This is a genomic window from Pseudomonas sp. F(2018) (genome assembly GCF_005508865.1).
Taxonomy (GTDB): Bacteria; Pseudomonadota; Gammaproteobacteria; order Pseudomonadales; family Pseudomonadaceae; genus Aquipseudomonas.
Genome location: NZ_SCOM01000001.1, coordinates 1,246,769 through 1,258,924 on the forward strand (window position 1 = coordinate 1,246,769; position 12,156 = coordinate 1,258,924).

At 60.9% G+C, this 12,156-nt stretch carries 14 protein-coding genes; 2 read left to right on the plus strand and 12 right to left on the minus strand.

The genetic code is table 11. From position 1 onward, the window contains the following. Position 1: 1 nt before the first annotated feature. From FFS62_RS06080 to FFS62_RS06120, 9 genes are read right to left on the minus strand one after another with little or no spacing between them, the layout of a single operon-like run. The gene (locus tag FFS62_RS06080) at positions 2-280 is read right to left on the minus strand and encodes a host nuclease inhibitor protein (protein ID WP_137971890.1); all 279 of its coding nucleotides are present in this window, start codon (positions 278-280) and stop codon (positions 2-4) included. Between the two features lies 1 nt (position 281). Further along, complete coding sequence (locus tag FFS62_RS06085; protein WP_137971891.1) at positions 282-944, minus strand: DUF3164 family protein; 663 nt, start codon at positions 942-944, stop codon at positions 282-284. Between the two features lie 14 nt (positions 945-958). Then, a complete protein-coding gene (locus tag FFS62_RS06090) occupies positions 959-1,279 on the minus strand; it encodes a hypothetical protein (protein ID WP_137971892.1) in 321 nt (106 codons plus the stop codon). After that, on the minus strand, positions 1,266-1,652 hold the full coding sequence (locus tag FFS62_RS06095) for a hypothetical protein (protein WP_137971893.1): 387 nt from the start codon (positions 1,650-1,652) through the stop codon (positions 1,266-1,268). Before FFS62_RS06095 ends, FFS62_RS06090 begins: the two co-directional genes overlap by 14 nt. Then, positions 1,649-2,368 (minus strand): hypothetical protein, encoded by a 720-nt coding sequence (locus FFS62_RS06100; protein ID WP_178084349.1) that lies wholly within the window; start codon positions 2,366-2,368, stop codon positions 1,649-1,651. The genes FFS62_RS06095 and FFS62_RS06100 overlap by 4 nt, the downstream gene beginning before the upstream one ends. After that, a complete protein-coding gene (locus FFS62_RS06105) occupies positions 2,368-3,090 on the minus strand; it encodes an AAA family ATPase (protein WP_137971894.1) in 723 nt (240 codons plus the stop codon). The genes FFS62_RS06100 and FFS62_RS06105 overlap by 1 nt, the downstream gene beginning before the upstream one ends. Positions 3,091-3,107: 17 nt before the next feature. Beyond that, positions 3,108-5,150, minus strand: a complete 2,043-nt coding sequence (locus FFS62_RS06110) for a DNA-binding protein (RefSeq protein WP_137971895.1) — start codon at positions 5,148-5,150, stop codon at positions 3,108-3,110. Next, the gene (locus tag FFS62_RS06115; protein ID WP_137971896.1) at positions 5,143-5,589 is read right to left on the minus strand and encodes a hypothetical protein; all 447 of its coding nucleotides are present in this window, start codon (positions 5,587-5,589) and stop codon (positions 5,143-5,145) included. Before FFS62_RS06115 ends, FFS62_RS06110 begins: the two co-directional genes overlap by 8 nt. 2 nt (positions 5,590-5,591) lie before the next feature. After that, complete coding sequence (locus FFS62_RS06120) at positions 5,592-5,942, minus strand: helix-turn-helix domain-containing protein (RefSeq protein ID WP_137971897.1); 351 nt, start codon at positions 5,940-5,942, stop codon at positions 5,592-5,594. 159 nt (positions 5,943-6,101) lie between these two features. On the opposite strand from FFS62_RS06120, the gene FFS62_RS06125 reads away from it, so the two are divergent. After that, entirely contained in the window at positions 6,102-6,806 is a 705-nt protein-coding gene (locus FFS62_RS06125) for a S24 family peptidase (RefSeq protein ID WP_137971898.1), read from the plus strand. 525 nt (positions 6,807-7,331) lie between these two features. Here the strand turns inward: FFS62_RS06125 and FFS62_RS06135 are convergent. From FFS62_RS06135 to FFS62_RS06145, 3 genes are all read right to left on the minus strand, one after another. After that, a complete protein-coding gene (locus FFS62_RS06135) occupies positions 7,332-8,120 on the minus strand; it encodes a hypothetical protein (protein ID WP_137971900.1) in 789 nt (262 codons plus the stop codon). 1,005 nt (positions 8,121-9,125) lie between these two features. Further along, positions 9,126-9,941, minus strand: a complete 816-nt coding sequence (locus tag FFS62_RS06140; protein ID WP_137971901.1) for a cytochrome c — start codon at positions 9,939-9,941, stop codon at positions 9,126-9,128. Between the two features lies 1 nt (position 9,942). Further along, entirely contained in the window at positions 9,943-10,296 is a 354-nt protein-coding gene (locus tag FFS62_RS06145; protein ID WP_137972241.1) for a rhodanese-like domain-containing protein, read from the minus strand. Between the two features lie 639 nt (positions 10,297-10,935). Here FFS62_RS06145 and FFS62_RS06150 point away from each other — a divergent pair. Then, the gene (locus tag FFS62_RS06150) at positions 10,936-12,141 is read left to right on the plus strand and encodes an acetyl-CoA C-acetyltransferase (RefSeq protein ID WP_137971902.1); all 1,206 of its coding nucleotides are present in this window, start codon (positions 10,936-10,938) and stop codon (positions 12,139-12,141) included. Positions 12,142-12,156: the final 15 nt, after the last annotated feature.

A 12,156-nucleotide genomic window follows, 5' to 3' on the forward strand; every position in this document is an offset into this window, starting at 1 on the left:
GTCAGGCCCCCATTGCCCGGAAGCCGGGCCCATTACGCTCGCCCAGGAACTGGATGTAGCGCGCAAGCGCGACCATCCCATCGCGTTGGCTTGCTGCCTCAGGGATGCCCGGCACGAACAGCGTTTCGTTGTCATACACCGACAAGCGTGCGGTTACCTCGATCACGTCTCGCACCTTCTGGGCTTCGCCCTTTGCAATACCGATAGCTCCGTCTGGCACAGACGGACCGAACTGGATGTGCCCCGAAGCGAAGCAATAGGCGATGGTTGTGGCGGCCATGTCAGTGCACCTCCATAGCCTTCGGGGCATGCTCTTCCGGCATGCGGATGCTGGCCATGTCCAGGCTGATCGGCAGGTATTCGTCGCTGTCGCCCACCCGCTCATAGAGGCGGATGTATTCCTTCGAGCTGGTGACCAGGCAGGCTTCGCCGATGGCGTCCATCGCACGCTTCCAGCGCTTGTCCTCAATCTTGAGTCGGCGCAGGGCCAGTACGCGGGCGGTGCGGATCTCGCCCTTGGTGTCGGTGCGGAAGGCATCGTTGACCAGGGTGACCACCTCAGGCCGGGCGCCCTCGGTCCACTCGGCCAGACATTCGTCGATCAGGGCGCGGGCCGCCTGCAGACGCTCGTCAAAGCTGATCGAGTCCTGGACAGCGATCTGCAGCTTGTAGCGGCCGTCGTAGGTCAGCAGGGTGACGTTGCCTTTCTTGCCGCCGACCTTGGCGCCGTACTCCTCGAAGCTCATCTCGATGAAGGCGCGAACGTCGCCGAAGGCAGTGGCCTTGAAGCTGGCCATCTTGCTGTTCAGCTCGATGGCGCTCTTAACCAGATCACGCACCAGGCGGTCACGCTCCTGGTCGATGGGTTTGATCATGCCGACCGGCACCAAGCGCCCTTGGGCGTCCTGCCAGAAACCGGCTTGAATTTCGGGGGTTCCGTACATGGATCTACTCCTAATCAGTGAAAGGTGGGGCCGGCGTATTCGCTCGGGCGGGTGTGGCTGATGGGCTCGCGCCATTCGAGGGTCACGCCTTGAAACTGCGCCGTGTAGAAGGTGCTGCCGGCCGTTGGCCGCCGGGTCAGCCCGACGACATGGCGCTCTTGCACCAGGAAGCGGCCGGCCACGTGGTCGACGGCCAGGCGGTTCTCGACTAGGTCGACGCGATGCAGGCGGATGCCCAGGCGCTGCAGGTCGCGACAGGCCTGGTTGAAGTTGGCGACCTTGGCGCGATGGTCTGCGGTCAGCACTTTCAGCGGGCGTTGCTCAGTGGCGGACATGGCGTTGCTCCTGTGCGTTGCAGCTAGGGTTGTTCGGACAATGCTGGCAGGCGCGCCAGTGCTGCATGGCCATCGGGTTGTGGGTGGGGGCCTTGCGTTCGCGGTAGGTTTGGCACTGCTCGGCGGTGACGATTTCGCCGATAGCAACGCACTCGATACGCCCGAGCGCATCGAGCACTCGCCGCTCGACGCCTCTGGTGGTGGGCGACGGGTAGCGGTTCTGCAGGATCAGGGTCACGGTGGTTCGGCTCATGCCGATGCGCTCGCCTGCCTTGGTGCGGTTGCTCTGCTCGACCTCGCGCGCCAGCAGGGTCACGAACAGGGGGGGCTGCTTGCCCCAAGCGGACAGGTCGACGTGGGCGGCCTGGCTCATGCTTGCACCTCCTTGCGGGTACGCTTGACCAGGCCAGCGGAGGCGATGCTTTCGTCCTGCCAGTCGTCAATTCCTAGCCACTCGCGCAGGAGGCCGCGCAGGCGCTCGACCTCGGTGCCCTGGCCCTTCGTCCAAACCACACGATTCAGGTTCGGGTCGTAGACCTGGGCATAGGTGTTGCGCTGGTAGATCGGGTGCAGCGGGCCGCTGTTACGACCGGGTAGCAGACGAAAGACCGAGGGCTTGCCTGCGGTGCCACCATCGCGGGTGACATAGCCGGCCAGGGCCAGCCCCTGCAGGTAGATGCGGGCGCCGTCTTCGGTGATCTTGGCGCCGCCGGCACGTGCCTGCTCGACAGCCTCGGAGGCACTCAGCTCGCCCACGATGCGCAGGGCTCGCCAGATGCACTCGACGCCATCCGGCGGCATACGCTCGCCGCGCTTGTTGACACGCGGGGCTTCGACGCCCTCGTCCTGCAGCAACTCCCAGGTGGCGTCGCGGTCACGCGCATTGAGCTGACGAACGATGCCGGCCTTAGCCAGGGCGCGCAGGTAATCACGCGCGGCCTCGTCGTCCTGGCCCGCGCGGCGGGAGACGTTGTAGGTGCTCAGCTCGCCAGCGCCCGTTGCTAGCTCGCGGATGGCCTCCCACATGCGCTGGCGCGGCAGCTTTCCGCCGGTCATGGCCAGGTGAACGGGTTTCTTGCCGGAGCGCATTAGGCGGCCCTCCGTGCCGGGGCCTGGCCGGTAAACCAGCCTTTCTTGCCCCAGGTAGCCAAGTCGATGCTCGTCTGGCCGGTGGCGGTGGCTTCGCTGTTCACTCGATAGAGGTTAACGGCAACGCGGCGCAGACAGCCGCGCACCGAGTTGACCAGGTCGGACAGCAAGTCATCGGCCAGCTGCAGTTTCGGGTAGCACTCGGAGGCCAGGCGCTTAACGTCGGGAAGGCTTGCAGCCTGTGCCGGCACCCACTCCAGCACGCGGTTGTGCAGACGCTCCAGCTTGCCCAGGCTGGCGGCCACCCCTTCCTCGCCGATCAGCACGATGGTGCCCTGGCTGGCGTTGTAGAGGTCAGTCAGGACGTTGGCGACAGACTTCTCCAGCAGGTATTGCACGTCGTCCACGATCAGTGGACGGTTGCTGCGGCTGAGCTGCTCGGCTACCTGGTCGACCATCTCCGACAGGGTTCGGGCCGGGCTCACGGCCATCTCGCGCAGAATCGCCTGCAGCAGGGCTTTCTTGCTCCAGGTGTCACGGCACTCGACGTAGTAGGCACGGTGCAGGTTGGCGGCGTAGGCAGCAGCTACCGACTTGCCCAGGCCGCTCGGGCCGTACATGACCACTAGGCCAGGCAAGCCGATGGGGCGCTGCAGGGCGCGGTCGATGGCAGCCGACAGCAGGCCGACGTTGGTGAGAGGGACGATTTTTGAAACGCTCATAGGTGTTGCTCCCCTGGTCAAGCGCGGGCCTGTTCGGCCGCGAAGTCGTACATGCGTTGAATGGATTTGAAGTCGATGTGGCGCGGGTAGCTGGCATGCCAGCTGGCTTCGTCCTGGCTCAGCGATTCGCCTGCTTTCTGGCGTGCATCCAGCCGCTGCCATAGGTCGTAGCGGGCCATCGCATCGCCGGGCACCTCGAACTCGGCCGCCTGGCGCTCCATGGCCAGCTCGGCGTAGTGCTGGGCCTGTTCCAGCAGGGCCGGTTCCAGGTTGGCGTTGGCTGCGGTGGTCGAGGCCACCAGCTCGACACGCGCCCCGGTCAGGGTCTCCAGCTTGTCGATGCCGCGCTTGAGCTGGCCTTGGGCTCGGCGGTCGCGCGCCTTCTCGATGCGGTTCAGTGGCATGTAGTCGCTGGCGTTGCCATCAAGCAGGGCCTCGCCGATCAGCTCGCCATCCATGGTGCGCACCCAGATTCGGCTGGCGTCACGCACGTCGTAGGCGATGCGCACGTCCTCTCCGTGGATGTGGCGCAGCTCATTGAGGAAGTAGCGATTGCCGTCCCAGGTGATCTCACCGCGCACTGTGCGGCGCACCACCTGCGGTCGCATCAGGTCGCTGACCAGCTCGGCCGGCGCCAGCATCGGCTCCCAGCCGGTACCGCGTGCCGCTTCCCAGGCTTCGTTGGGGCTCATGTGACGCATGCGGCCGGTACCGGCGTCGCGGATCTTGGCCAGCGCACGGTGCGGCTTGTTGTTGTAGTCCTCGATCTCGATCTCAGCGGCAGCCATGAACTCGGCCATGGTCGGGATCAGGCGCGTGCTGCCTTGGTCGCGCAGCTGCTGGCGGCTGATGCGGTGCACCTTGGTGCCAGCGTGCTTGTCCATGTCGACGCCGATGTAGCTGGTCAGTTTCTTGGCCGCCGCCACCCAAATGGTCCGGTGGGCGCGCTCGATCAGGCCACGCGCCTGGCTGTTGTAGGGCAGCGCATGCACCATCTCACCGCCCAGGCGATCAACCACCTCGCGCACTGCCTCGTTGGCAAAGCCGCTGCCGTTGTCCACATAGAACAGGGCGAACATGCCGCCGCGCTGGATGGCATCGCGCAGGGCGAACATCACGTCGATGGCGTTCTCGGCCTCGCCGATGGACACGCCCAGGACACGCCGGGTCGCCACGTCCAGGACTGTGGTGATCTCGGGGCGGTGCGGCTTGCCGGTGTGGGGGTTGATCACCTCCGAGTCAAACTTGTGGCCGTCGGCGGTGTACACGTCGCCGGGCAGCAGGTTCTTGGTGGTGCGCCGGCGGAACGGCTGGAAGGCCTTTAGTTCCTGCGGGCTGTAGCGACCACGCTCGCGGGCCTCCGGGCTGAGCTTCTCCAGGAAGCGACGCACCTGGTGGATGCTCGGGGTGTTGCCCCGGAACTTGGTGCAGAACTCGGCGTAGGCTCGCTCGACCGCTGGCTTGGTCGGGCGCTGGTAGCAGCGCAGGAAGTCCGCCGCCCAGTCCGGCACGCTCAGGTCTGCCTTGCGACGGGCAGGCGCCAGGCCGGCTTCGCCATGCTTGCGGTAGTCGGCCAGCCAGCGCTTGAGGGTGCGCTCGGACAGCGAGCGGTCGGCCGTCTTGCGGTCGTTGGCGCGCTCGACGCGGGCTGCAAGGTAAGGGCTGAGCTGACCATCGCGGGCCAGGCCAACCAGGGTCATGATGGCCCGCTGCTGGCTGACCAACTGGCTCATCCGCTCAATTTCACGAACGAAAGCCAGGCGCGCAGTCATCACGTCGCGTTGATCGTCTGTAAGGCGTGACGCCGGAACCGCGTCACGCGATGCAAGCTTTTGATCCTGAACTGTGGCGAGCTCTGCCTTCTCGACACCGACCGAGGCTGTCAGCAGCGCGGCCTGGGTCTCCGGCGGGAGGGCAGCAAAACCGTATTCGATGGCCTTAGAGCCGAGGCGACGTTGGCCTTCCCAGCCTTCGCGCTCGGCCATGAGCCGGACGTTGCGGTCAGTGCCCGGCATACCCGGCAGACCAGCAAGCTCTTGGGCGGTGTACCAGCTACGCATGTTTGCCACCCGAAAGCAGACGCTTCAGCTCGCGAGCCTGGCGCGCAGCCTCGTCGCGCTGACGCTCCAGACGGCCCAGCTCAGCGTTCAGTGCATCTCGCCCATAAGCCACATGGCCACCCCGCACACTGACCAACCAATCAGTCAGCAGATGGCTGGAGCACACCTCCTCAATCAGGGCTGCCCTATAGAAAGGAAGGTTATTGTCGAGCCGAGCTGGGCTGGACCAGGCATTGAGCATCGCTGTGGAGATGTGATCTCCAGAAAGAGCTGTCATGTGAGCAGCAACTTCGTCGCGATCCAGAGGTGAAGCCTTGAGGATGTCGCTAACGATCTGGCTGACCTGGGCGGAGTAGTTGCCTTGCCCAGGCGCAGCGTGGGTCGGTTGAGGGATGGTGAAGAACAAGTCCAGGGTCAGATGGTCTTTTCCGTGACGCATGTTCAAGCCTCCATAGCCTTTTTACGGTGTCCAACCGGACACGCTGCGTTATGCTTTCGCAATTCCGTTTTTGTACTGGAATACAAACTTTCGGCCCGGTTGGGGCGCTGCCTGTGCGGCGTTCCATCGGCGTTCCAGCGCTCCGGCCAGAGGCGCCATGGGTCTATGCCTAGGGCTTGGGCGATGGCTCGCTCTATACGGGGATAGGGACGCAGCTTGGCGTTGCGGATAGCTCGATCCGTCACGCTCAACTGGCGGGCAAGCTCAGCGGTTGAGCAGTCATTGATGCGCAGCTGGTACTTGATCCACTCCCAGCGCTGCTCAAGGTCTGCAGGGATATCGATAACGTCCATCTAGAAACCATCTTGGCGGGTGGTTATGGCCGGCCATCTAACGACCGGTTCCGGATAGACAATAGCTAGAAAATATACGCACAACAACAGAAATATTCGCATCCGATTAGTTTTTTCACGGATGCGTGCGCGGAAAACCTTGCAAGCGGAATGAAATCAATGGGTTACAGAGAATCGGACGATTCGGATGCGGAAAAGCAGGAGCATCCGATTCCTACCCAAGGAATCGGATGTTTCAAGGAAAGGCTGAAATCAGCGTTTGCTGGACGTAGCCTTCGCAGTTTTTCTCGCGACTGCGGGCTTTCAGAAGCAACGCTGCGCAGTTATCTGCAGGGGGATACGTACCCAACGCTGGACAGGCTGGAGCAGATAGCTGCTGCAGCCAAGGCGGATTCCATGTGGTTGGCTTTCGGCACGTCCGCATCCGCGCCTGCTGATGAGGATGATCCGTACGCCTACATACCGCTTTATGACGCGCGCTGTAGCGCGGGCAGTGGCTCCTGGAATGAGCGCTCGCGCGTCCTAGTGCATCTGTCCTTCACCCGATACAGCCTGCGTAAGAAGGGGCTGACCCCATCCGAACTGGCTTGCCTACGCGTGGATGGTGACTCGATGCTGGGCCTTCTGGATGATGGCGACACGGTCATGATCGACCAGCGCCGCAATACCCTAGAGGGCGAGGGTGTCTATGTGGTTATGCTCGATGACCACCTGTACGCCAAGCGCCTGCAGCGCCAGTTCGATGGATCTGTGCTCATCATTAGCCACAACAAGGAATACAAAGAGCTAACGGTGCCTAGGGACCGCCTTGCCGAATTACAGATCATCGGCCGCGTTGTTTGGGCGGGCGGATGGATGGTCTAGGGCTCGCTCTTGTCTGACCTGATGCCAAACTGCTCGCGAATTTCGACGGCCGGCACGCAGACCGGCCTGTTTTTACCTTGCGCCCGTTTGGCACCGAGTACCCACCGCAAACCCGCGCCATCCGGCCTCTTCCGGCGTTCCCCGGCTTCTTCCGGCCCCTCCCTCCCTGTGCCATACCCATAACCTCCCCACAACACGGGAGCGATCAACACGAAAGGCATCAGGCAACTCGGAGCCCAAGTCCCCGTCAGGAGGCCGAGTGGAGGTGTTGCGCAGAGGGGTGAGCCGCATGGATGCGGCGAAAGGCTTAAAGGGCCATGGATGGCCCTTGCAAGCCCGGCACCGGAGGGAGGGAAGTTTCTCGTAGCGAAACCTGGATGCCGGGTGTCCTTCTCTTTGGTTACTTTCTCTTGGGCAAACAAGAGAAAGTGACTCGCCGTGCAAGGCGAAATTGCAGATGGGGCCGAGGAAAGTGTGGCGATTTAGCGCCTACTTAGGCCACAAGGCGTGGTCTTTTCCCTACTGCTAGAAATCTATGTCGAGTTGATTTGCAGGTTTCTTTTTGTCTGCCGATGCGCTTTCGGTAGCTCTAATCGCTTTGCTTGCTTTTTGGATCTCTTCGACGGTCATGGCAGGGTCAAATATATATTTAGATTTTCTTAAGATTTCTTTGTTCTCTGGTCGCCAGAATTCGATCATGTTGATGTCCCTTCGTGTGCGCTCGCCAGTGTATTGGCTTATGTCGAGGAGGAGTGCTCTAAATATATTTCCTGTTCTTGATTTTTCTGTGACTCGCGATCTGATTTGATGGATTAGGCGAAGGTCTACAAGTTCTTGAATGGTGTCGTGCTCTGCATCGCTTGCTTCTTGGTCAACAAGCAGAACATTAGCTTTGTTTTTTTCAAGGCAGAATGCTTTGATCTTGTCGAACATGTCCTCCAGTCTTTTTCTGTCTTCAAGTGTGTCTCTTTCAAATTCCTCTCTTTTTGTGTCTCCGTAGCTGCCAGCAGCTACATTTATATCTTCTGCTCCGATTTTCGGACCTCTTGGATGGCCAGGATTTTGACTCAGACGCTCTCTTGTTTCATTAATAGACCTCCGGAAAATCCCAAGAAAGTCTCGGGTTACGCCTCCGGAGGCTATCACCAGTCTATCAACTCCACCATCTGCCACGAATTTGGTGATTTTAGGTGCTGCTGCATCGTTGGAGTAAGAGTCTAGGATTTTAAGTAGGAAGTCTCTCGCGGATGAGAATTTTTCCAGTGTTAAGTCGAGGTTGATGTCGTCTGCATCATCTCCAATCTTTAATCCCATGGGCTGAGGGCCGTGGACATACCAAGTTGAGCGATTCTTTATTGTTCCGATTTTTAGCCATAAATTGTTGTTCTTGGCTACTCGGTGGAAGTAGTCAAGGATGCTGGCTTGATCGTCGCGGCGTAGATGGTAAAGATCATCAAGAAAAAGATAGCTGGCATAGCCGGTAAGGTTAGAGAGCTCTCGAAATATTTTTTGGTACTCTAGGATTTGCCTTAGAAGATAATCCTTCTTGGATCTTTTTGTTTCTTCGATTATTTCTCTGGATGATTGCGCGGTAACTCTAGCTGCTATTTCTTCTTCAATGGAAGGAGCGATGGTTTCACTGTTTAAACCTAAAGAGGCTCTCTGCTTTTTGTCGAGTTGCTGGCTCTGATCGTCGGAGGTGGTTTTCTTTATGTTGGCTTCGTCGGTAAGATGCAGTTGTTCTTCTAGATTTTTAATTGCTGTTTGTATGTCTAGGAGGAGGGATTTGGTGGTGATCTCGCTACGTTTCCAGAAGTGTAGTTTCGTGAAGAGTGACTTTAGCCAGTTATCCCGTCGGTGATCTTTGAGCCAAATTTCATATTTTTTTAATGTTGCAATTAGTACAGAGAGAAGCAGGTCCGGATAATGATGCCTTTGAATGGTTCTAGATCGACTAAGGCAATTGGATGATTAGCCCTCTCTAGCTCATCGCCGGCCTTTAGGAGGAGGCTGCTTTTGCCGGACCCACGGCGACCGAAAATTAAGTGATGCCTTTTGGATTTTGCTCGACGAAGTGTTCCTGGGGCAGGCTCAATGAATCGAGAGATATTATGTGAGGATGCTCTGGCGCCTTCTTCGACGAGGGTTGCAAGAGTATCTATCTCGGGCTCGAATATTAACGGCTTCGATGCCATTGTTGCCTCCATTGCTTGTTAAGCGAAGAACACTCTATGGCTCAACATGCTGCCATCGTTGTGGTGATGTCATGTGGCCATTTCGTGAAACCTACCTCAAGGTGAGTCAGATGGTAAAGTGGGTTCAGTTGTTTTTCCTTGCCGCCATTTGAGTTAAGTACTTAATCAGCTCCCCCAACTCCGTATCACTCAAAACCTCCTCACTAAACCCCGGCATCCGCCCCTGTGGCCACTTCCTCAGGCTCTGCGGATCACGAATGTACTGCCGCAAAAAATCCCCCGCGAAATACTCCGTCGGGCTATGCGGAATATTCAGGTCCGGCCCGAAGTGCGAATCCCCCGCGCCGTTCAGGCGATGGCAGGCCAGGCAGTTCTTCTGGAATACCGCAAAACCCGCCTGCACTTCGGCGCTGGCGTCGGCTGCCGGGAGCAGGGCGGGGAAGCGTTGGGCGACTGGGCTGAGCAGGCGGATGTGGGAAACCTGGAAGGGCCATTGCTCCGGGCCGATCTGCGCGGCTTCCGGGTTCTGCCACACCAGATAGAAGGGCCCGGCGCTGGGTTTGCCGGTGGCCAGTGCGGGCCAGGGTTGGGCCGGGTCTTCCACCGCCAGCCAGGCGCGGGCGCCCTGGGTGCTGAGTAGCGGGGCGGCGGGGAGTTCGGCGGCGAAGCCATCCAGGGCCACGGCCTGCAGATGGTCGCCGGGCTGCACACCGTCGAGCAGGGTGGCCAGCGGCACGGCGCGATAGGTCATGTCGCGCTTGTAGGCCACGTCGGCCGGGATCTCGATCTTCTGCGCCTGCGGGTGGCTCAGAAGCTGTGCGGTGCTCCAGCTGCGGCTGCCGCCGGCAAGCTCCAGTTTGAGCTCGGCGGCCCAGGCGGCGGGTGCCAGCAGGGCGGCGAGCAGGGGCAGATGGACAAAGTGTTTGAGCGGGTTGCGCATATCAGTCCTTGAGTGCGGGTTGCAGTTGTTCGTAGCCGCCGGCGTTGATCACCTGGGTGTAGCCCAGCGCCTGCAGGTTGTCCTGGGCGATGCCGGAGCGGCGGCCGCTGCGGCAGTAGAGGACGATGGGGACGTTCTTGTCCGGCGCCACGGCGGCGATGTGCTGGGCGATCTGTTCGTGGGGGATCAGATGGGCACCGGGTAGGGCGCCGCTGACGAACTCATCCTCGGTGCGTACGTCGATCAGCACGGCATCGCTGCGTTGCAGGGCTTTCAGGGCGGCGGGCTGGTCGATTTCGCCGGCCTGCGCGGCGAGTGGCAGGCACAGGCACAGGCTGAGCAGCAGGGTACGCATGGCGATGGCCTCAGGCATGGACGGAATTCCACGCTAGCACAGCGGCGTCTGCGGCAGAGAGTAGGAAGGGTGGATTGCAGGAGGGGTTGTTCCGCGGCCCGAGCGCTACGGCATCGGGCCACGGCGGGGAAAGAACGATCAGCCGACCAGACGAGTCACGTTGGGCAGGATCAGGATAACGGTGGTGGCAAGGACGATGAGACTCGCCTGCCGATACTTGGCTTGTTTGAACATGATGCTACTGCCTTTGTTCTTGTTGGTGTTCTGGCCAGTGGCCTGCAGTTGCGTCGCAGGACGAGCCCCCACACCGTGGCGCGGACAAAAAAGCCGCCCCGGCAAAACCCGGCGGCGGCACCTTGCACGGTTAATCCTAGGGGTGTCGTCACTTGCAGCTTAGACAACTTCGCTTCTACAAAGGCATCAGCAGAATCGCGTAGTTATTGCCTCGGGGCTTTCCATGAGGCGCCGCGCCTTGAGCCAGACGCACCGCGGCCTGCAGCGAAACGGGCCGAGCGCAGGCGACCATTCGTCTGGGCCCAACGGTCAATAGGCCTGAGCGAATCGGTCATTGAGTCCTCGGGGCAGGCAATTAAGGTTATGCGACCCGGCATCCGCCGCTGCCATGTTCCGAGGGACGTCATGACCGAAGCATATATTTTCGACGCCGTGCGCACGCCGCGCGGCAAGGGCAAGAAGGACGGCGCGCTGCACAGCGTCAAGCCAGTCAATCTGGTGGCCGGCCTGCTGCGCGCGCTGCAGGAGCGCAATGCGCTGGATACCCGTCAGGTCGACGATATCGTGCTCGGCTGCGTGACTCCGGTTGGCGATCAGGGCGCCGACATCGCCAAGACCGCGCCGATGGTGGCGGACTGGGACGTCAGCGTGTCCGGCGTGCAGCTCAACCGCTTCTGCGCCTCGGGCCTTGAAGCGGTGAACATGGGTGCGATGAAGGTGCGTTCCGGCTTCGAGGACCTGGTGGTGGTCGGCGGCGTGGAATCCATGTCGCGCGTGCCGATGGGCTCCGATGGCGGCGCCTGGGTGATGGACCCGGAAACCAATATCCACACCAGCTTCGTGCCGCAGGGCATTGGCGCCGACTTGATCGCCACCCTGGAAGGCTTCAGTCGTAGCGATGTGGACGCCTTCGCCCTGCGCTCGCAGCAGAAGGCCGCGCGTGCCAGCGCCGACGGCTCGTTCAACAAATCGCTGATTCCGGTGACCGACCAGAACGGCATCGTCATCCTCGACCACGACGAATTCATTCGTGGTGACTCCACCCTTGAGGGGTTGGGCAAGCTCAAGCCGAGCTTCGAGATGATGGGGCAGATGGGTTTCGACTCCACCGCCTTGCGCGTGTATAGCCATGTCGAGCGCATCGAGCACGTACACACCCCAGGCAACAGCTCAGGGATAGTCGATGGCGCGGCGCTGATGCTGATCGGCAGCCCGGCCAAGGGCAAGGAACTGGGCTTGAAGCCGCGTGCGCGGATCGTCGCCACCGCGGTGACCAGTACCGACCCGACCATCATGCTCACCGGCCCGGCGCCGGCCACGCGCAAGGCCCTGGCCAAGGCTGGGTTGTCCGTTGAGGACATCGACCTGTTCGAAGTCAACGAGGCTTTTGCCTCCGTCGTCATGAAGTTCATGAAGGACATGGGTGTCAGCGAGGACAAGGTCAACGTCAACGGCGGCTCCATCGCCATGGGCCACCCGCTGGGCGCCACCGGCTGCGCAATCCTCGGCACCCTGCTCGACGAGCTGGAGAAGCGCGAGCTGCGCTACGGCCTGGCCACGCTGTGTGTCGGCGGCGGCATGGGCATCGCGACGATTATTGAAAGAGTTTGAGGCGGAGATTAGAAA